We start from the raw sequence: 19,474 nt of genomic DNA, 5'->3' as shown, positions 1-19,474 counted from the left end.
GTGCGCGGCTACTTCTTCAGCCACGCCGCCATCATCTTCTGGGCGATGGGAGCGGCCAGCTTCCCGCCGCCGATCTCGGAGCGGTCGGTGTCCGAGTTCTCGATCATCACGGCGACCGCGATCTGCTTGCCGCCCAGCTTGCCGTACGAGGTGAACCAGGCCAGCGGCGGCAGGCTGTTCTTCACGCCCCGCTGGGCGGTACCCGTCTTGCCGCCCACCTCGGCCCCCGCCACCTGGGCGGGCTTGCCGCCGCCCTCGGTGGCGACGGTCCGCATGGCGTCCTGCAGCATCGAGGCCGTCCTGGCACTCATCACCTGCTCGGACTTCGGGTTCTTGAAGCTTTCCAGCACGTCCCCGCCGGCGTCGGTGACCTCGGAGACCGTGTGCGGGGCGACGAGCTTGCCGCCGTTCTCGACGGCGGCCGTCACCATCGCCATCTGGAGCGGGGTGGCCTGCACGTCGAACTGGCCGATACCCGTCAGGGCGACCTGGTCGACCGACATCTTCGCCGTCGGGTACTTGCTCGGCACGCGGGTGGTGACCGGGGTCAGCACGTTCACGTTGAAGCCGAGCTTCTCGGCCATCGCGCGCATCTTGTCCTGGCCCAGCTTGGAGGCCAGTTCCGCGAAGACGTTGTTGCAGGACAGCCGCAGCGCCGTGCGCGGGGAGGCGTTGTTGCAGGCCGCCGATCCCGCCTCGCTGGGCAGTTGGGTCCGCGTCCCGGGGATCGTGTACGGGTCGGGGGTGCCCGTGGGCGTGTCGAGGCTGGTGACCAGCCCGTTCTCGATGGCCGCAGCCAGGGTGACCAGCTTGAAGGTGGAGCCGGGCGCCTGCGGCTTGCGCAGTGCCACGTTCTCCATCGCCTTGCCCTGGTCGGCGGACAGCTCCTTCCAGGCCGCCTCGTCGTTGGCGCCGCTGATGCGGCCCGGGTCGAACGACGGGTTGTTCACCATGGCGAGGATCTCACCGGTCGCGGGGTCGATCGCCACGGCCGAACCCTGCTTGCCCTGGAGCGCGTCGTACGCCGCTTTCTGCACGTCCTTGTCGATGGTGGTCAGGACGTTGCCGGGGGCCGCCCGCTTGTTGGTGAGCAGGTCCATCACGGTCTTCAGCCGGCTGTCGGAGCCGTTGAGGACGTTCTTGTAGACGCCCTCCAGCATGCTCGTGCCGAAGGCCTGGGAACTGAAGCCGGTGATCGGCGCGTAGAGCGGGCCGTCGACGTACGTGCGCTTGTAGCCGAAGTCCTTGCCCCCGGTCCGCACCGATCCGGTGATCGCCTCCCCGCCCACGATGATGTTGCCCAACGGGTTCTCGTACTGCCCGATGAGGTTCCGCCGGTTGTTCTCGTTGTCTGCGAGGGCCTGGCCTTGGTAGGCCTGCACCCAGGTGACCCGCAGCAACAGGGCCAGCACCAGGAGCAGACAGAAGACCGACGCACGCCTGATCGTCTTGTTCATCCCCCAGAAGGACGTTCGAACGCGCCGAGCCGTTCCGCTCTGCCCCGGTTGTGGCCGGGTTCTCAGCTTTTCCTCATGATGAAGCCTCCCTCGTAGGCGGCGATGACGGCCTGGGTGCGGTCCCTGGAGCCCGTCTTGGAGAGCACCGCGGCCACATGTGTCTTGACCGTCTGGGGGCCCACGCCCAGCTGCCGGCTCATCTCGTGGTTGGACAGTCCCGTGGCCATCAGGCGCAGGACGTCGGCCTCCCGGTCGGTGAGCCGGGCCACCCAGGGCGCGGGGGCGGCGGGCGCACCGGGCGCGTGGCCGACGGCCAGGGCACGGACGGCCGCGGGGAAGAGCAGCGAGTCGCCGCGGGCCACGAGACGGACCGCGCCGACCAGCTCGTCCGGATCGGCACGCTTCAGGAGGAAGCCGGCGGCTCCTGCGCGCAGCGCCTCGTAGACGTACGCGTCATTCTCGAAGGTGGTGACGACCACGATGCGGGGCGGGTCGGCCATCGTGGCCGTGATCTGCTCGGTGGCGCGGATGCCGTCGATCTCGGGCATCCGTACGTCCATGAGCACCACGTCGGGGGCCAGTGAGCGGATCAGCGGGACCGCCTCGGCTCCGGACGCCGCCTCGCCGACGACCTCCAGGTCGGGCTCGGCCTCCAGGATGACCCGCAGGGCGGTGCGGACCATCTGCTCGTCGTCGGCGAGCACGATCCGCACCGGCGGGCGCGGCGCCGCGCTCATCGGGCCTGCCCGCCGAGCGGGAGGACCGCCCGCAGCCGCCACAGCCCCTGGTCGGGGCCGGCCTCGACGTGACCGCCGAGCAGTCTGGCGCGCTCGGTGGCACCGTGCAGCCCGCGGCCCCCGGTGGTGCGTGGCTCGCGCTCCCTGCCGGTTCCCGGCGGATTGGTCATGACGATCTCCAGTTCACGGTGTCTGCTTGCCTTCCCTGGCCGCTCCTGCACGGCGAGCCGCAGGGCCACCGGGCCCGCCCCGTGGCGCAGGGCGTTGCTCAGCCCCTCCTGCACGATCCGGTACGCCTCGCGGGAGGCGATCGCCGGGAGCTGGCCCCAGTCCCCGACGGGTCCCGGGTCCTGCTCGGCGGTGACGGGCGTGCCGGCGGCCCGGGTGCGGGCCAGCAGTCCGTCGAGGTCGGCGGCGAGGGTCGGCGCGGGCGCGGCGTCCGGCCGGGCCGCGTCCCCGTCCCGCAGCAGGCCCAGTACGGTGTCCAGCTCCCCCACTGTCCGCCGGGTGGTGTCCTCGATCGCGGCGAGCGCCTCCCGTACGAACTCCGGATCCCGGTCCAGCACCCGCCGGGCGGCGGCGGCCTGGAGGCTGACGGCGCTCAGGGCGTGCCCGACCGCGTCGTGCAGCTCCCGGGCCAGCCGGTTGCGCACCGCCAGGTCGGCGGCCCGCTCCTCGGCTGCGGCCAGCCGGTCCGCGGCCGTCGGCCCGAGCAGTACGGGCGCCAGCCGGGCCAGCAGCGCCCCGCCCCCGGCGCTGCACAGGCTGAGCCCGGCCAGCAGCCCGGCCCCGAGCAGGGGAGCCGCGTACGGGTCGGCGCCGGTGCTGAACCAGCCGATCCCGAGCGGGGTTTCCCGCAGGCTGCTCACGAGCGGCAGGCAGATCAGCACCACGGCCATGGGCGGCACCGCGAGGCTCATCCCGCTGATCAGCGCGCCGACCCCCAGGTGCAGCGTCCACCAGGCGGAGGTCCGCCCCCGGGCGGCCCAGGACCGGGCGGGCCCCTCGGCCAGCCGCTCCCCGGGCACCCCGCACATGGCCCGTACGGCAGCCACCGCCATCGGCCGCACCAGCCCGAACACCCCGGTCACGGCCACCAGCGGCAGCGCCGCCGCATATGCGGCGAGGCTCAGCGGCAAGGAGGCGAGGGCGTTGACCCCGCCGGCGAGGATGCCGACCGCCACCTGGGTCAGCAGGAAGTACGGCATCAGCAGCGCTCCGCCGAGTACGAGGTGGACCCACCGCAGCCGAGCCCGCGACCCCGCCAGCAGCCCCGCCCCGCGCCGTATCGCCCGGCCTGCCGCTTTCAGCCCTTTCACACCGGCCCCCTTTCGCCCCGGCCCGCGGGTCGCCCCCTCCCCGGCCCCGCCCGTACCCGCGGGGCCGCCACCGCCTCAGCTCGCGCGACGGCCGGTGAGGAACCGTGCGACCACCGCGGCGCCCAGCAGTCCGGTGATCATCTGGCCAGCGTAGATCAGTGCGGTGGCGGTGGTGGGCTGTTCTTCCGGGCCGAAGTCGCTGCTCAGCAAGGCGGTCATCAGCCACATCCCCCACCACAGCGCCGCGGCCGAGCCGATCCACGCGCCCGCCAGCGGCCACACCGCCCGCCGGTCCCCGCCCCGGGCCAGCAGCACCGCCCCCACCGCGCCGGCGAGTGCGCATATCGCGTTGACGACGTGGACCACGACCCGGTCCGAGGAGTACTCGGCCACCTGCGCTGCGTTCTGCCCGGCCGTGCCGCCGAAGGCCCAGTACAGGTACCCGGCGGCCACCGCCGAGGCCGTCACCGCCGCGGCTCCCGCCACCACCCCCGTGGATGACGGAAGCCGCCCGCCCAGGACGCCCTGCCACGGCCCGCCCCAGCGCTCTCTCGCGTAGCCCGTGAACAGGCCGGCCAGGGCCACCGCCTGCACGATGAAGCCGGGATACACGACATCGAACACCCAGGGTTCCAGGAACGGTCTGCCCCCCGCCGGCAGGGTTTCCTCCGGCCCGAGCCCCACGGCCCGCACCAGGAGTTGGCCCGGGAAGCCGAGGACGATCGGGGTCAGCAGGCCGGTGGCGGTGAAGACCGGGAGGACGAGCAGCCAGGACGGCACCCGCAGGCCCCACGGGCGGGTGAGCACGAGGGCCAGCAGGACCACGCTCAAGTCCATGAGCACGGTCAGGGCGTTGAGCGATATGAAGAAGGCGGTGCCCGGCTCCCGCAGCACGCTCCCCTCCGGTATGCCGAGGTGGCTCCCCGCCAGCCAGGAGATCTTCAGCGACAGATAGGGCACGGTGGCGGCGATCGCCACCGCGCGCAGGGTCCGGCGCCAGGCCCCCGGCGCGGGGGACGGCGGCTGCTGCGGATACGCCGGCCGCGGCGTGTGAACGGCTCGTGTGGTCATGGCTCAACGGTCCCGCCCCCGCCGTCCCGCCACCTCCCCCGTGAAGGGGAACCGCCTCCCCCGTCCGGGGGAGACCGCCCCCGCTCACATCCGCCGCGTCGCCACCGACAGCCGGTCCCGGGCCTCGAACAGCGCCGCCTTGATGGTCTGTTCGTGGTCGGATGTGAGCCGCGCCACCGGCACCGAGCAGCTCACCGCGTCCCGCGCCGGAGTCCGGTAGGGCACCGCCACCCCGAAGCAGCGCAGCCCCAGCGTGTTCTCCTCGCGGTCCACCGCGTAGCCCTGCTCGCGCACCAGCGCGAGTTCCTCGATGAGCCGCTCGCGGTCGGTGATGGTGTGCTCGGTGACCGCTTCCAGCCGCTGCGGAAGCAGCGCCCGTACCTCGGCGTCGGAGTGGGTGGCCAGGAGCGCCTTGCCCAGCGCCGTCGAGTGCACGGGCAGCCGCCGGCCGACGCGGGTGAAGGGCCGCAGGTAGTGCTGGGACTGCCGGGTGGCGAGGTAGACCACGCTCGTACCGTCCATCCGGGCCAGGTGGATGGTCTCGGTGGTGTCGTCGGAGAGCCGGTCCAGGGCGGGCCGGGCCGCGGCGACCACCTCGTCCCCGTCGATGTACGAACTGCCGACGAGCAGGGCCCGTACGCCGATCCCGTACCGCGTACCGGTCGCGTCCGTTTCCACCCAGCCCAGGTTCACCAGCGTGCGCAGCAGCATGTAGAGGCTGGACTTGGGCAGTGCGAGGTCCTGTTGGATGTCGGCGAGGCTGTGCAGTCCGGGCCGCGCCGCGAAGTGCTCCAGCAACACGACGGTGCGGACGGCCGATTTGACGGCTGCGGGCGCCGTCGCCGGGCCTCCCGGTCCCGCGACGGACATGACGGACGCGTCGGACTCACCGGACGCGCCGGGCTCCCCTGTGGTCATTCGCCTTCTTGCCCCTCTTGTCTCTTGTCAACGCGGAAGACGCGCAAATAGAGTCCGGGACGGATGTGATCATTCATCCATCGGGACGGCGTTCAGAATACTGAACGGGACCGCGCGGGTCAGCGGAGATCCAGGAGGCAGTTCGCCATGGCAGCAGCACCAGTCTGGAGTGTGGACCCCCGCACCGGGAAGCAGCGCGAGCAGGTTGCGGTGGAGGCCACGTCCCAGGAGGTGGACGCGGCCGTACGCGCGGCCCACGCGGCCCGCGGCGCGCTCGCCGACCGCGCCGTCCGCGCCGCCTTCCTGCGCGCCGCCGCCGACCTGCTCGACGGGGCCGCGGCCCGCGTGGTCGAGGCGGCGGACGCGGAGACCGCCCTCGGTCCGGGCCGCCTCACCGGTGAACTCGCCCGCACCACCGGCCAGCTCCGGGCCTTCGCCGACATCGTGGACGAGGGCTCCTACCTCGACGTCCGGATCGACCGGGCCGACCCCTCGCTCAGCCCGCCGCGGCCCGAACTGCGCCGCTACAAGGTGCCGCTCGGGGTCGTCGCGGTCTACGCCGCCTCCAACTTCCCGCTGGCCTTCTCCGTCCCCGGCGGGGACACCGCGAGCGCGCTCGCCGCCGGCTGCCCGGTGGTCGTCAAGGCCCATCCGGACCATCCGGCCACCTCCGAACTGTGCGCCTCGCTGCTGCGCCGGGCGGCGGTGACGGCCGGCCTGCCGGCCGATGTGGTCGCCGTGGTCCACGGCTTCGACGCGGGCCTGGAGCTGATCCGCCACCCCCTCGTCACCGCGGCCGGCTTCACCGGTTCCATCCGGGGCGGGCGGGCCCTGTTCGACGCGGCCGCCGCCCGGCCCGTGCCGATCCCCTTCCACGGCGAACTCGGCTCCCTCAACCCGGTCGTGGTCACCCCCGCGGCCGCCGCCGAGCGGGCCGAGGAGATCGGCACGGGGCTGGCCGGCTCGGTCACCCTCGGCGTCGGCCAGTTCTGCGTCAAGCCCGGCCTGGTCCTGGTCCCCGAGGGCGCGGACGGCGACCGGCTCACCGGCGCGCTCGCCAAGGCGCTCGGCGAGACCGGGCCCGGGGTGCTGCTCGACCACCGGATGCGCGAGAACTTCGTCACCGGCGTACGCGAGCGGGCCGCGCTGCCCGGCGTCACGGCGCCCGTCACCCCGGGCCCCGCTGGGGAGCACACCGTCGGCGCGGGCTACCTGAGCGTGCCCGCCGCGCTCCTGCTGGAGGGCGGGGCCCACGAACTGCTGACCGAGGAGTGCTTCGGTCCGGTGACGGTGGTGGTCCGGTACGCAGACCAGGAGGAGGCCGGCGCGGTGCTGCGCGGGCTTCCGGGGAACCTGAGCGCGACGCTCCAGCTGTCCTCGGCCGAGACCGACGGCGGCCCGGGCCCGGCAGCGGAGCTGCTCGCGCAGGTCACGGCGCTGGCCGGCCGGATCGTGGTGAACGGCTGGCCGACCGGGGTGGCGGTGGCCCCGGCGCAGCACCACGGCGGCCCGTACCCGGCGGCGACCTCCCACTCCACCTCGGTCGGGGGGACCGCGATCGAGCGCTGGCTGCGGCCGGTGGCCTACCAGTCGGTGCCGGACCCGCTGCTCCCGCCGGAACTGCGCGAGGCGAACCCGCTGGGACTGCCGCGGCGGGTCACCGGCGGCTGAGCAAAACCCGTTGCCCGCCCCGCCCCGGGCGGGGCAGGCTGCCGGGCATGCCGAGACCCCATGGATTCACCTACGAGCAGCGCGGCGACCACAGCGTGGTCATCACCCACCAGGGACGAGCCGCCGGCACCCTGCGGGGCGGGCGCGCGGAGAAGTTCCTCGCCGAGGTGGAGGCGGGCGACGCCCAGCTGGTGATGGCCCGCTGGACCGGCGCCTACAAGTTCGGCAACGAGCGGATGGCGAAGAACCACCCCCGCAACCGGCGCTGACCCGGGCCGCGGCGCGCTGCGGCAGGCGGGGGCGGTAACCGGAAATCTCCCGCGACGGTAAGGGAACGGCAAAGCGGCTCCGGTCGTTCTCCGTGCATGACCGCTATGACCCCTGGTTCCAACCTGCCGCTCAACGCCGTCCGGGTGACGGTGGACGTGGCTGCCCCGGTGCGGCTCGACGTGTCGGGTCTGCTCCTCGCGGGCGACGGCAAGGTGCGTTCCGACGCCGACTTCATCTTCTACAACCAGCCGTCCGGGCCCGGTGTCGCCTACCGGTCGGGCGGCGGCGCGGCGCCCGACTCGATCACCGTGGACACCGGCGCGCTGCCGCCCGGCATCGAGCGCATCGTGGTCACCGCGAGCCCCGACGCCGCTGGCCAGACCTTCCAGGGCATCGAGCCCACGGCCACCGTGCGCCACGCGGACACCGGCGCGGTGATCGCCACCTTCACCCCGCCGCAGCTGGGCACCGAGACGGCTCTCGTGGTGGTCGAGGTCTACCAGCGCGGCGGCGTCTGGAAGGTACGCGCGGTCGGCCAGGGCTATGCGAACGGCCTCGCCGGGATCGCCACCGACTTCGGGGTCTCCGTGGACGAGGAGCCCGCCGCGGCGCCCGCCCCCGCCCCGCAGGCTCCGGCCCCCGCCCCGCAGGCCCCGTCGGCTCCCGCCTGGGGAAGCACCCCGGCGGCCCCCGCGGCCCCGCCGGCCCCGCCCGCGCCGCCCGCCGCCCCGGCTCCCGCCGCCGGCTCCGGGAAGGTCAATCTGGACAAGGGGCGCGTGAGCCTGCAGAAGAACCAGACCGTCTCCCTGGTCAAGAACGGCCGCCCCCTGCTTTCCCAGGTGAAGATGGGCCTGGGCTGGGAGCCCGCGTTCGGCGGCCGGGACATCGACCTCGACGCCTCCGTCATCGCGTACGGCCCGCAGCGCAACCACATCGACAGCTGCTACTTCGGCAAGCTGTCGATCCTCGGCGGCGCCGTCAAGCACTCGGGCGACAACCTCACCGGCGAGGGAGCCGGGGACGACGAGGTGATCATGGTGGACCTCGGCCGGCTCCCCGCCGAGGCCACCGGACTGATCTTCACGGTGAACTCCTTCTCCGGCCAGAAGTTCACCGAGGTCGCCAAGGCCTACTGCCGCCTGATCGACGCGGCGACCGAGGAGGAGCTGGTCCGCTTCGACCTGACGGGCGCCGAACCGCAGACCGGCGTGATGATGGCCAAACTGATTCGCCAGTTCTCGGGCGAATGGGAGATGACGGCCATGGGCGAGTTTGTGAAGTCGCGCACAGTGCGCGGCATGGTCAAGCCCGGCTCCCAGGCACTCTGAGCAGGTGGAGCGGGCACATCGAGCTACGGTGACCCACCTCACGGTGACCGAGGTGATGGATTGCACCCTTAAAGCAGGGGTGGCCGTCAGTGCCCGCCCGTAGCCTTGAACCCATGTACAAGACACTCCGGCCCGCGGGTCCCGCCCGCCCGTCCGCCGCAGAGGCGAACGAGGCGATACGGCGCCTCGTCGAGACGCGGGTGGATGACGAGTGGCCCTCCGAGGCGTACGAGTTCCTGCTGGAGGAATGGGCCGCAGCCAGCCGCGCCGAGATGACCGAGGTCGCCGCCGCCCCCTGACAGGGCGGCGGCGCAGCCGTCCGGCCGTCAGCGCGTGACGCGCCGCCACGGACCGGTGATGGCCAGCATGATGCCCGGCTCCTGGATGTTGGCGAACAGGGTGCGCCCGTCCGGTGAGAAGCAGACCCCCGTGAACTCCGAGTACTCCGGCTCCTGCTCGGTCCCGATGTTCAGCTCGTTGCGCGCCAGCGGATAGGTGCGGCCCGACTCGGTGGCGCCGAAGAGGTGCTGCAGACCGCTGCCGTCCTCCGCGATGACCAGGCCGCCGTACGGGGAGACGGTGATGTTGTCGGGCCCGTCGAGGGCTCCGTCCTTGGAGGTGTCCGCGTTCACCCCGAGGAGCACCATCAGCCGGACGGTGCGCCGCTTGGGGTCGTAGAACCACACCTGGCCGTCGTGGGCCGCGCCCGGGCTCTCCTCGCGGGCGTAGGAGGAGACGAAGTAGGCGCCCCCGTCGGCCCACCACATGCCCTCCAGCTTGCGCGAGCGGGTCACCGCGCCCTCCCCGAACTGCTTGCGCACCGACACCGTCCTCGCGTCGCGGTCCGGCACCTCCACCCAGTCGACCCCGTACACGGTGCCGATCTTCGTCGCGCGCGAGAGGTCGTCGACGAACCGGCCCCCGCTGTCGAAGCACTTGGCGGCGGCCAGCACCCCGGCGTCGGCCGCGAGCGTACGCAGCCTGCCGCGGCCGTGGCGGAACCCGCTCGGCGGGGTCCAGCGGTAGAGCAGCCCGTTGGGGCCGGAGGCGTCCTCGGTCAGGTAGGCGTGGCCCTGGTGCGGGTCGATCACGACGGCCTCGTGGGCGTACCGCCCGAAGGCCTTGACCGGCTGCGGCCCGCGGTTGGCGCGCCGGTCGTGCGGGTCGACCTCGAAGACGTACCCGTGGTCCTTGGTCATGCCGTTCTTTCCGGCGAGGTCCTCGGTCTCCTCGCAGGTCAGCCAGGTCCCCCAGGGGGTGGCCCCGCCGGCGCAGTTGGTCGACGTACCGGCGATGCCCACCCATTCGGCGACCTCGCCGCCACGGCGGACCTCGACGACGGTGCAGCCGCCGGCGGCGGCCGGGTCGTAGACGAGGCCCTCGGTGAGCGGGACGGGGTGGGCCCAGGAGGTGCGCGGGCCCTTCAGCTCGTGATTGTTGACGAGGAGGGTGACTCCGCGGTGGCCCTCGAAGGCAGCCGTGCCGTCGTGGTTGGACGGGGTGGACTCCCCGGTCTCCAGGGTGGTGACACCGCTGCGGGTGATGACGCGGTAGCTGAAGCCCGCGGGGAGGGCAAGGATCCCGGCGGGGTCCGGGACCAGCGGGCCGTAGCCGGGCGCGCAGGGCCGGCCCTGCTCGTCGCGCCGGGTGCTGTCGTCGGCCGCCAGCGCCCCCGGGGCGGTGGCCAGGGCGCCGACCGTCCCGGTGAGCGCGACTCCTGCTCCGGCGATGACGGTTCGGGCGGTGAAGTCTCTGCGGCTGAGCGCCATCGGTTCTCCAGGGGTGAGGAGGTGGGGTGCGCCTGTGGTGCGGGCGTCGGCGCACACGCTCCCGCCCGCACGTGAACGGCGGCTGAACTACCCGCGACGGCAGGCCGACCCCTTGCCCGCTCCCGGAATGGCCAAGTCCGGTGCAGGAACGGCTCGTTCCGTCCCGGCGGTCGCCGGCGGATCCGGATCCCGGCCCCGGATCCGGTCCGCACGCCGGTCCTCCCGCTCCCCGCCCCCTCCCCGCACTGCTCCCCTCGCCGCCTGCTCCGCGCTCCGTCAGAGCCGGCGCGAGCGGGCCTTGAAGGCGGCCTTACGGGCTTCCTTGGCGACCTTCCTGTCCGGGTGGAGCCGGCCCATGGCCTCCAGTACGTGGGCGGTCGCCGGGTGGGGGGACCGCCAGGCCTGGTCGAAGAAGCCCGCATGGTGGGCGGTCAGGGACTCCATCAGCAGCGGGAGTTCCGCCGTCTCCCCGTCCGCGGCCAGCTGCGCGGCGATCGTGTCGATGGTCAGCCAGAACACCATCGCCCCGTCCGGCGCCGGTACGTCGGCCACCCCGCGCTCCGCGAGCCACACCCGGGCGAGCCCGCCCAGCTCCGGGTCGTCCAGCACCGCGCGGACGGCCGGCTCGACCTCCGGCCCGGCCGGAGCGAGGGCCTGCTGGCAGCGCAGCCGGCGCAGCGGGCCGCCCTCGTCGGAGCCCCGGGCGGCGGCAAGCAGTTCGGCGGCGGCGACGGACGGCTCGCGGCCCTTGAGCCACTGCTCCATCTCGGCCTGGGCCGCTCCCTCCGGGTAGTCGCAGACCGCGTCGAGCAGCGCGTCCGCGCCCTTGTCGGCCAGTTCGCCGACGGCGGGGGCGCGGACTCCGGCCTCCATCATGCGGGCGCGGATCCCGTACAGGCCGAGCGGGGTGAGCCGGACCATCCCGTAGCGGGACACGTCCTCGTCGTCGAGGTCCCCGGCGGCCGGTCCGGCCACCGGGCCGGTGGCGAGCTCCTCGTCGTCCGCCTCCCGCATCAGCGCCTCGTCGACGGGCCGGAACTCGACCAGGCCGATGGGCTCCAGCTGCCTGAACTGGTCGTCGAGCCGCATCATCGCGTCGGAGACCTGCTCCAGGACGGCGTCGGTCGGCTCGCCCATGTCCTCGGGGATGACCATCGAGGCGGCTAGCACGGGCAGCGGAACCGGACCGCCGGAGGCCTCGTGTCCGGCGGCGGTGAGCAGGTAGAGGTTGGCGAGGACGCCGTCGAGGAAGTCGGCCTCGCGCTGCGGGTTCCAGTCGAGCTGGTCGAAGTCCACCTCGCCGCCCGCGTCCAGGGCGTCGACGAGGCCCTCCAGGTCGGGCACCGCCGCATCGGCGAGCACGGTGTCGAGCGCGGCCAGCCACAGGTCGAGCACCTCGCCGGGCGCGCCCCCGGCCACCAGGGCCAGGTCCTCCCCGGGCGCGGCGGTACCGCTCTCCTCCCCGCCGTCCTCCTCCGGCTCGGTGACGTCGACCAGGCCGGTGTCCACGGCCACCCGCCATGCCTGGCTCGCGAGCGCCGGGCCGTCCTCGTCGGCGGGGTCGAGGCCGAGCGCGGCGGCCGCCTCGGGCAGCTGGGCGGCGACCAGTTCGCCGCCGATGTCCACGCGGGTGCCGGGCCCGGCCCAGCGGGCCAGCCGTACGGCCCGGGCGAAGAGCGGGGCGACGAGGGCGTCGCGGGCCAGTTCCGCATCGGAGGGCAGCCGTACCGGCGGCAGCGTGGCGTGCGGCTCTGGTGACATGGGGCGGGTCTCCTCGCGGACGTCGGAGTCGGGAGTCTGGAGTCGGGGGCCGGCCAACGGTCCGGCTGCGGACGGCAGGACGGCCGTCCGGCGCACCAGCGTAGACGCAATTCGGGCACGTCCGGCGGGCCATCACCTTTGGTTCATCCCACAGTCAGCTGCCGTATTCCCTGGAGGCCTTGACAACTTCGCTGGTCACCCAGGAAATTGACGCGCGTAGATCTATCGGGTCGTTTTCCGGACCCGTGGGTCACGTCGCACGCAGGTACCACCCCCCTCGCTTTCCGCCTCCACACACCGGAGTTCCCGCCCATGCGCTCCTCGCATCCCCGTTCCGCCGCCGTCGCGGCCCTCGTCGCCACCGCCCTGGCCACCGGCCTGCTCGCGGGCACCGCCGACGCGGCCGAAGGCGCCGTGTCCGCCGATTCGATACGCATCCACGACATCCAGGGCACCACCCGGATATCCCCGCTCAACGGCAAGCAGGTCACCGGCGTCGAAGGCATCGTCACGGGCGTGCGCACGTACGGCTCGCGCGGCTTCTGGATCCAGGACCCCGACGCCGATGACAACGCCGCCACCAGCGAAGGCATCTTCGTCTTCACGAGCTCGGCCCCCACCGTGGCCGTCGGCGACGCGGTGAAGGTCTCCGGCCTGGTCGGCGAGTACGTCCCCGGCGGGGCGGGCTCCGGCAACCAGTCGGTCACGCAGATCTCCAAGCCGTCCGTGACCGTGGTCTCCTCCGGCAACGCGCTGCCCGAGGCCACCGCGATCAACGAGTACAGCGTGCCCGCCGAGTACGCCCCGGCGGGCGACCCGGCCGCCGGCGGCAGCATCAACGGCCTGGCCCTCGACCCCTCGCGCTACGCCCTGGACTTCTACGAGTCCCTGGAGGGCATGAACGTCGCGATCGGCACCTCGCGCGTGGTCGGCGCCACCGACCCGTACGCGGAGCTGTGGGTCACGGTCAAGGGCTGGGAGCACACCGCCAAGCGGGGCGGCACGCTGTACGGCTCGTACGAGTCCCAGAACACCGGCCGCCTGCAGATCCAGCAGCTCGCGCCGCTCGCGCAGCAGCCCTTCCCGGTGGCCAACGTCGGCGACAAGCTGACCGGCCCCACCGAGGGCCCGCTGGACTTCAACCAGTTCGGCGGCTACACGCTGGTGGCCCGCACGCTGGGCACCGTCACCCCCGGCACCCTCGCCCCCGAGAAGACCAAGGCGCAGGCCCCGGGTGAGCTCGCGGTGGCCACGTACAACGTCGAGAACCTCGACCCGTCCGACCCGCAGGAGAAGTTCGACAACCTCGCGAAGGCGGTCGTCGAGAACCTCGCCTCCCCCGACATCGTGGCCCTGGAGGAGATCCAGGACGACAACGGTGCCAAGAACGACGGCACGGTGTCCGCCGAGCAGACGCTGACGAAGTTCACGGCGGCGATCGCGGCCGCGGGCGGCCCGGCGTACCAGTGGCGGACCGTCAACCCGGAGAACAACAAGGACGGCGGCGAGCCCGGCGGCAACATCCGCCAGGTGTTCCTGTTCAACCCGGCCCGCGTCTCCTTCACCGACCGTGCGGCGGGCGACTCGACGACCGCGACCGGCGTGACGACGGAGCAGGGCCACGCGGCCCTCACCCACTCCCCCGGCCGGATCGACCCGGCGAACCCGGCCTGGCAGGACAGCCGCAAGCCGCTGGCCGGCGAGTTCGTCTTCCGTGGCCGTACGGTCTTCGTGATCGCCAACCACTTCAGCTCGAAGGGCGGCGACGAGGGCCTGACCTCCCACCACCAGCCGCCGGTGCGCTCGTCGGAGGCGAAGCGGCTGCTGCAGGCCCAGGCCGTGAACGGCTTCGTCAAGAACCTGCTGGCCACCGAGAAGAACGCGAACGTCCTGGTCCTCGGTGACATCAACGACTTCGAGTTCTCGGCGACGGCGCAGGCGCTGGAGGACGGCGGCGCCCTGTACTCGGCGATCAAGTCGCTGCCGAAGGCGGAACGTTACTCCTACGTGTACCAGGGCAACGCGCAGGTGCTGGACCAGATCCTGACCAGCCCGGCGATCAAGTCGTTCACGTACGACAGCGTGCACATCAACGCTGAGTTCTCGGCCCAGAACAGCGACCACGACCCGCAGGTGCTGCGCTTCCGCCCGTAGCAGGCGGCCGTCTGACCGCAGGGGCCCCGGCCGCCGTCCCGGCCGGGGCCCCTGCCACACTCAGGACCGTGATCTTCCGCACCGCGACCCGTGAGGACCTGCCCGCCGTACTCGCCCTGCTGGCGGACGGCGGACCGTCCCCCGTGACCGCGGCCCACGAGCGGGCCTTCGACGCGATCGAGGCGGACGCCCGCAACGAGCTGCTGGTCCTGGCCGACGGGGCGGACGTGCTCGGCTGCCTCCAGCTCACCTACGTCCCGGGCCTGGGCCAGGGCGGCCGGGAGCGGGCGCTCGTGGAGGCGGTACGAGTGCGCGCCGACCGGCGGGGCGCCGGGCTGGGGGCGGAGCTGATGCGGCGCGCGACGGAGCGGGCGCGCGAGCGCGGCTGCGGTCTGATGCAGCTGACCAGCAACAAGCGGCGGACGGACGCCCACCGCTTCTACGAGCGGCTGGGCTGGGCGCGCACCCACGAGGGCTTCAAGCTGAGGCTGGCGGACTGACGGAGGGGGTTTTCGCCCCTGACGTGACGCTCGCCACATACCGGCCCGTTCGACCCGGGTCGTGGTGTTGAGTGTCCCCACGCTCGACCGTGCCCGCCGTACTTCCGGAGGCCCGCATGTCCCCCTCCATCGTCCCCGCCCGGGAAATCGGCCTGGCGATCCTGCTGGTGGCCGCACTCGTCGGCGTGGTGGGCCTGCGCCACCTGCTCAGGCACAGGCGCTTCGAGCGCGCGGAGCCGGGCGCCCGCGAGCGCCTCACGTTCATCCCGGCGCAGCGCGGGGCCGCCGCGCACCCGATGGAGTCGGTCGAACTGACGGAGGCCGAGGAACAGGCCTTCGCCGGACTGGTCCGCAGCCTGCCCCTGCACTGACTCCGCGGGCCCTCCCCCGCTCGGGGAGGGAGGGCCCGCGGAGTGCGGCTCAGTTGTGGCTGTGCAGGATCTCGTTCAGGCCGCCCCAGACCGCGTTGTTCGGGCGGGCCTCGACGGCTCCGGTGACCGAGTTGCGGCGGAAGAGGATGTTGCTGGCGCCGGAGAGCTCCAGGGCCTTGACGATCTGGCCGTCCGGGAGGGTGACGCGGGTGCCCGCGGTCACGTACAGGCCGGCCTCGACGATGCACTCGTCGCCCAGCGCGATGCCGACGCCCGCCTCGGCGCCGATCAGGCAGCGCTCGCCGATCGAGATGATCTGCTTGCCGCCGCCCGAGAGGGTGCCCATCGTGGACGCGCCGCCGCCGATGTCCGATCCGTTGCCGATCACGACACCGGCCGAGATGCGGCCCTCGACCATCGAGGTGCCCAGGGTGCCCGCGTTGAAGTTGACGAAGCCCTCGTGCATGACGGTGGTGCCCTCGGCGAGGTGCGCACCGAGGCGGACCCGGTCGGCGTCGGCGACGCGCACGCCCTTGGGGAGCACGTAGTCCGTCATCCGCGGGAACTTGTCGATCGAGGTGACCTGCAGGTGCAGCCCCTCGGCGCGCGCGTTGAGGCGGACGGTCTCGATCTGGTCCACCGCGACCGGGCCCAGCGAGGTCCAGGCCACGTTGGCGAGCAGTCCGAAGACGCCGTCCAGGTTCTGGCCGTGGGGCTTGACCAGGCGGTGGCTGAGCAGGTGCAGGCGCAGGTACGCGTCGTGCGCGTCGAGCGGCTTGTCCTCCAGGGAGGAGATCACGGTGCGGACGGCTACGACCTCGACACCGCGGCGCGCGTCCGGCCCGAGGGCCTTGGGCGCGGCCTCGCCGAGCAGTTCCACGGCCTGTTCGGCGGTCAGGCGCTCGGTGCCGGCCGGGCCGGGCTCGGCGACCAGCTCGGGGGCGGGGAACCAGGTGTCGAGGACGGTGCCGTCGGCGGCGATGGTGGCAAGTCCGGCGGCGACGGCGCCGGTGGTACGCGTAGCAGTCATATCCGAAACCTAACCGGCGACGGCCCGAGGGTGCGAACCGGTCTCATGTGACGGTCGCGCCGCGTGGCGCACGGCGCGCCGGGAGGCCCAGAAGACGGCCGCGCCCGCTCCCGCTGCGAGCCCGGCGCACAAGGGCCACAGCAGCCCGGGCGCCGCGGCGTACAGGGCTCCGCCGAGCGGCGGGCCGAGGACGACGCCGCTGACGGAGATCCCCGCGTACAGGCTCTGGAACCGCCCGATCGCATGCTCGGGGGCCTGGTCGGCGACGTAGGCGGTGGCGGTGGTCTTGTACAGGATCTCGCCGAGGCTCAGCAGCAGGATCATGGCGGTGGCGCTCGCGATCCCGGCCCCGGTCAGCAGGGCCGCGTACCCGGCCCCGACCAGCAGCAGTCCGGTCGCGATGACCGGCAGGGGAGGCCGGTGGCGCAGTGCGACGGCGGCCGGGAGCTCCAGCAGCAGGATGACGCCGCCGTTGAGGGCGATCACGAGGCCGAAGGCCCGGGTGTCCAGGCCGTGGTCGGCCAGGAAGACGGGGAAGGTGCCGTACTGCTGGCGGTAGACGAGGTCGGTCGGCAGGATCGCGGCGAGCAGGACCAGTACGGCGGGCCGGGCCCGCAGCTCCTGCCACACGCCGCGGCCCCGACCCCCGTCCGGGGCCGCGGCGGGGGTCCGGGAAGCACCGCGGGCGGGGACGACGCGCGCGGTCCACAGGGCGAAGAAGAGGGTGCCGAGGCCGTCCGCGACGAAGAGCCAGTCGTACGAGAGGCCCGTCGCGACCAGCGCGCCCAGCGGCGGGCCGAGGGTGAAACCGCCGTTCGAGACGCAGCGCACGACGGCGAAGGCCTGCCGCCGGGCCCCTTCGGGGACGGCGACGGCGACCAGGGCGGAGTTCGCGGCCCGGATCACCCCGGAGGCGTACTGGGCCAGCGGAAGGGCGGCGTACAGCAGCGGGGCCGACAGGAGCGGGAAGGCCATGAGGGTGAGGCCGCCGAGGGTGGCGGCGGCGAGCAGCACCCGGCGGTGGCCGAAGCGGTCCCCGTACCAGCCGCCGGTGAAGTTCCCCGCGACGAGGCCGACGCCCCCGGCCCCGGTGACCAGGCCGGCCTCCGCGGCGCCCAGTCCGCGCGGCCCGGTCAGGTACAGGAAGACGAAAACGAAGGTGAAGCTGACGACGGCGTTGACGAACACCCCTGCCGCCAGCAGCCACACCACTCTGGGCACGTCCTTGAACCCCTGCAGCACTCCGCCACCCCCGAGTCAGTTCCTTTTGGGAACGGACTATGTCAGCATGACAGCCTTGGGTCAACGGACAAAGGAGTGCCATGGCCCAGCGCACACACCTCGGCGACGCGGACTGCTCCATCGCCCAGGCCCTCGACGTCGTGGGGGACTGGTGGACGCTTCTGATCGTCCGCGACGCCGCGCGCGGGCTGCACCGCTTCGAGGAGTTCCAGCGCGAGCTGGGCGTGTCCCGGAAAGTGCTGGCCGAGCGGCTGAAACTGCTGGTCGACGCCGGGGTGCTGACGCGCGAGCCGTACCAGGAACGTCCGGTGCGGCACGAGTACCGGCTGACCCCGCGCGGGCGGGGACTGCTGCCCGTCCTGGTCGCCCTCCAGGACTGGGGAGACACCTGGGTCCTGGGAGAGGGAGAGATGACGGCGACGACGCACGAGGCCTCGAAGGAGGCGGTACGGGTCCACGCGCTGCGCGGCACCCGGCTGCCGGAGCTGCTCCTGCCGGACCGCTTCGGCGAGCTCCGCGACCCGGTGGCGGACACCCCGTTCACCGTCCTGTACTGCTTCCCCGGCGCGTACGCCCGGGCCGAGTCCTATCCGCCCGGCTGGGCGGGGATCCCCGGCGCCAAGGGCTGCACCTTCGAATCGTGCACCTACCGGGACCAGCTCGCGGAGTTCACGGCGGCGGGGGCGACCGTGCACGGCGTCTCGACGCAGCGCCCCGACGAGCAGCGGGAGTTCGCGGAGTCGGAGAAGCTCCGCTTCCCGCTCCTCTCGGATGCGGACCTCACCCTGACGGCCGCCCTCCGCCTGCCGACGTTCCGCGCGGCGGGGATGAGCCGGCTGAAGCGCCTGACGCTGGTGCTCGACCGGGAGCGCACGGTGCGGGAAGTGCTCTACCCCGTCCAGGACATCGAAGCCGGCGTCGCGACGGCACTGGCCACGGTCCGCGCAGGAGCCTGACGCGCGGCCGGGCCGGCGCCCGGCCGAATCCCCCGGAGCGGGCCCGGATCCGACGGTCGCGGCGGCTACGGCCGGGCGAGCACCCGCGTCAGGACCTCGCACGCATGGCGCTCGTCGTACGGGGTGTCCGTCAGGAGCACCTGCAGGCTGATCCCGTCCAGTACCGCCACCACCGCCCGCGCCGTCGCCGGGTCGACACGGTCCGCCAGGGCCGCCGTCACCGACTCCGCCCACGCCGCGGCCACCGGCCGCAGCGCCGGCCTGCGCAGCGCTGCCAGGTAGAGCTCGTACTCCAGCTCCGCCCGGCCCCGGTCCGCCGTCAGGAACTCCCCCAGCAGGCGGGCCAGCTCCGCCGCCAGCTCCGCTCCGCAGACCGCCTCCGGCACCGGCGCGAAGCCGGCGTTCGCCTGCCGCAGCGCCGCCACGAGCAGGTCGTCCAGCGTTTCGAAGTGGTAGGTGGTCGAACCCAGCGGCACGTCCGCCTCCGCCGCCACGCTGCGATGGCTCAGCCCGGCGATGCCCTTCGCGCCCACCACCCGGATCGCCGCGTCGATGATCCGCTGGCGCCGGTCGGGATCGTACCGGCGGCCCATCAGTGCGCTCCGCCCAGGTTCAACAGCACCACCCCGGCGATGATCAGCGCGATTCCGGCGATCTTGGCGGCGGTGGCCGCCTCACCCAGGAACACCATCCCGATGGCGGCGATCGCGGCCGTGCCGACCCCGGCCCAGATCGCGTACGCCGTACCCACCGACATCGACTTCAGCGTCTGCGCGAGCAGGGTGAAGGCGATGGCGTACCCCACGAGGGTGCCCAGCGACGGCCACAGCTTCGTGAAACCCTGGCTGAACTTCATGGAGGTGGTGCCGGCCACCTCGGCGGCGATGGCCGCGGCGAGCAGTACGAAAGGCATGTGTACG

At 73.2% G+C, this 19,474-nt stretch carries 19 protein-coding genes; 8 read left to right on the top strand and 11 right to left on the bottom strand.

Annotated features, from left to right (window positions below):
• Nucleotides 1-8: 8 nt before the first annotated feature.
• The 5 genes from ABZ128_RS17610 to ABZ128_RS17590 all read right to left on the bottom strand — a co-directional run bounded on the left by ABZ128_RS17610 (nt 9) and on the right by ABZ128_RS17590 (nt 5,454).
• Nucleotides 9-1,457 (bottom strand): penicillin-binding protein 2, encoded by a 1,449-nt coding sequence (locus tag ABZ128_RS17610; RefSeq protein WP_356849292.1) that lies wholly within the window; start codon nt 1,455-1,457, stop codon nt 9-11.
• Nucleotides 1,458-1,519: 62 nt separating this feature from the next.
• Nucleotides 1,520-2,194 carry a response regulator transcription factor gene (locus ABZ128_RS17605; protein ID WP_356849291.1) on the bottom strand — a complete coding sequence of 225 codons (675 nt, stop codon included), beginning with the start codon at nt 2,192-2,194 and terminating at the stop codon, nt 1,520-1,522.
• A complete protein-coding gene (locus ABZ128_RS17600; RefSeq protein WP_356849290.1) occupies nt 2,191-3,513 on the bottom strand; it encodes a histidine kinase in 1,323 nt (440 codons plus the stop codon). Before ABZ128_RS17600 ends, ABZ128_RS17605 begins: the two co-directional genes overlap by 4 nt.
• A gap of 75 nt (nt 3,514-3,588) precedes the next feature.
• Nucleotides 3,589-4,584 carry a hypothetical protein gene (locus ABZ128_RS17595; RefSeq protein WP_356849289.1) on the bottom strand — a complete coding sequence of 332 codons (996 nt, stop codon included), beginning with the start codon at nt 4,582-4,584 and terminating at the stop codon, nt 3,589-3,591.
• Between the two features lie 84 nt (nt 4,585-4,668).
• Nucleotides 4,669-5,454, bottom strand: a complete 786-nt coding sequence (locus tag ABZ128_RS17590) for an IclR family transcriptional regulator (RefSeq protein WP_356849363.1) — start codon at nt 5,452-5,454, stop codon at nt 4,669-4,671.
• A gap of 195 nt (nt 5,455-5,649) precedes the next feature.
• On the opposite strand from ABZ128_RS17590, the gene ABZ128_RS17585 reads away from it, so the two are divergent.
• The 4 genes from ABZ128_RS17585 to ABZ128_RS17570 all read left to right on the top strand — a co-directional run bounded on the left by ABZ128_RS17585 (nt 5,650) and on the right by ABZ128_RS17570 (nt 9,070).
• Complete coding sequence (locus ABZ128_RS17585; protein ID WP_356849287.1) at nt 5,650-7,173, top strand: aldehyde dehydrogenase (NADP(+)); 1,524 nt, start codon at nt 5,650-5,652, stop codon at nt 7,171-7,173.
• A 47-nt stretch (nt 7,174-7,220) separates the two neighbouring features.
• Nucleotides 7,221-7,442 (top strand): hypothetical protein, encoded by a 222-nt coding sequence (locus tag ABZ128_RS17580; protein WP_356849286.1) that lies wholly within the window; start codon nt 7,221-7,223, stop codon nt 7,440-7,442.
• A gap of 96 nt (nt 7,443-7,538) precedes the next feature.
• Nucleotides 7,539-8,771, top strand: a complete 1,233-nt coding sequence (locus tag ABZ128_RS17575) for a TerD family protein (RefSeq protein WP_356849284.1) — start codon at nt 7,539-7,541, stop codon at nt 8,769-8,771.
• A 113-nt stretch (nt 8,772-8,884) separates the two neighbouring features.
• Nucleotides 8,885-9,070: a hypothetical protein gene (locus tag ABZ128_RS17570; RefSeq protein ID WP_356849283.1), complete on the top strand. Its 186-nt coding sequence runs from the start codon at nt 8,885-8,887 to the stop codon at nt 9,068-9,070.
• A 27-nt stretch (nt 9,071-9,097) separates the two neighbouring features.
• On the opposite strand, the gene ABZ128_RS17565 is transcribed toward ABZ128_RS17570, so the two are convergent.
• Both ABZ128_RS17565 and ABZ128_RS17560 read right to left on the bottom strand, forming a co-directional pair.
• On the bottom strand, nt 9,098-10,540 hold the full coding sequence (locus ABZ128_RS17565) for an alkaline phosphatase PhoX (protein WP_356849282.1): 1,443 nt from the start codon (nt 10,538-10,540) through the stop codon (nt 9,098-9,100).
• Between the two features lie 276 nt (nt 10,541-10,816).
• Complete coding sequence (locus tag ABZ128_RS17560) at nt 10,817-12,301, bottom strand: hypothetical protein (protein ID WP_356849280.1); 1,485 nt, start codon at nt 12,299-12,301, stop codon at nt 10,817-10,819.
• Between the two features lie 312 nt (nt 12,302-12,613).
• Here ABZ128_RS17560 and ABZ128_RS17555 point away from each other — a divergent pair, with 312 nt between their 5' ends.
• The 3 genes from ABZ128_RS17555 (at nt 12,614) to ABZ128_RS17545 (ending at nt 15,326) form a co-directional block, all read left to right on the top strand.
• Nucleotides 12,614-14,455 (top strand): endonuclease/exonuclease/phosphatase family protein, encoded by a 1,842-nt coding sequence (locus ABZ128_RS17555; RefSeq protein ID WP_356849278.1) that lies wholly within the window; start codon nt 12,614-12,616, stop codon nt 14,453-14,455.
• 68 nt (nt 14,456-14,523) lie between these two features.
• The gene (locus ABZ128_RS17550) at nt 14,524-14,955 is read left to right on the top strand and encodes a GNAT family N-acetyltransferase (RefSeq protein ID WP_356849277.1); all 432 of its coding nucleotides are present in this window, start codon (nt 14,524-14,526) and stop codon (nt 14,953-14,955) included.
• Nucleotides 14,956-15,071: 116 nt separating this feature from the next.
• Nucleotides 15,072-15,326: a hypothetical protein gene (locus ABZ128_RS17545; RefSeq protein ID WP_356849275.1), complete on the top strand. Its 255-nt coding sequence runs from the start codon at nt 15,072-15,074 to the stop codon at nt 15,324-15,326.
• A 49-nt stretch (nt 15,327-15,375) separates the two neighbouring features.
• Here the strand turns inward: ABZ128_RS17545 and dapD are convergent, their stop codons facing one another.
• Both dapD and ABZ128_RS17535 read right to left on the bottom strand, forming a co-directional pair.
• On the bottom strand, nt 15,376-16,356 hold the full coding sequence (dapD, locus tag ABZ128_RS17540) for a 2,3,4,5-tetrahydropyridine-2,6-dicarboxylate N-succinyltransferase (protein WP_356849274.1): 981 nt from the start codon (nt 16,354-16,356) through the stop codon (nt 15,376-15,378).
• 9 nt (nt 16,357-16,365) lie between these two features.
• Nucleotides 16,366-17,595: an MFS transporter gene (locus ABZ128_RS17535; RefSeq protein WP_356849362.1), complete on the bottom strand. Its 1,230-nt coding sequence runs from the start codon at nt 17,593-17,595 to the stop codon at nt 16,366-16,368.
• A gap of 83 nt (nt 17,596-17,678) precedes the next feature.
• Between ABZ128_RS17535 and ABZ128_RS17530 the strand changes: the two genes are divergently transcribed.
• On the top strand, nt 17,679-18,554 hold the full coding sequence (locus ABZ128_RS17530; RefSeq protein WP_356849272.1) for a winged helix-turn-helix transcriptional regulator: 876 nt from the start codon (nt 17,679-17,681) through the stop codon (nt 18,552-18,554).
• 65 nt (nt 18,555-18,619) lie between these two features.
• Here the strand turns inward: ABZ128_RS17530 and ABZ128_RS17525 are convergent, their stop codons facing one another.
• Complete coding sequence (locus ABZ128_RS17525) at nt 18,620-19,147, bottom strand: TetR family transcriptional regulator (RefSeq protein ID WP_356849271.1); 528 nt, start codon at nt 19,145-19,147, stop codon at nt 18,620-18,622.
• Nucleotides 19,147-19,467, bottom strand: coding sequence for a multidrug efflux SMR transporter (locus tag ABZ128_RS17520; RefSeq protein WP_356849270.1), 321 nt, complete (start codon nt 19,465-19,467; stop codon nt 19,147-19,149). Before ABZ128_RS17520 ends, ABZ128_RS17525 begins: the two co-directional genes overlap by 1 nt.
• Nucleotides 19,468-19,474 lie beyond the last annotated feature (7 nt).

It is taken from the genome of Streptomyces sp. NPDC006326, assembly GCF_040612915.1.
Lineage (GTDB): Bacteria > Actinomycetota > Actinomycetes > Streptomycetales > Streptomycetaceae > Streptomyces.
The sequence above is the reverse complement of the archived record's forward strand: the minus strand, read 5'-3'. Positions and strand labels throughout refer to the sequence as shown.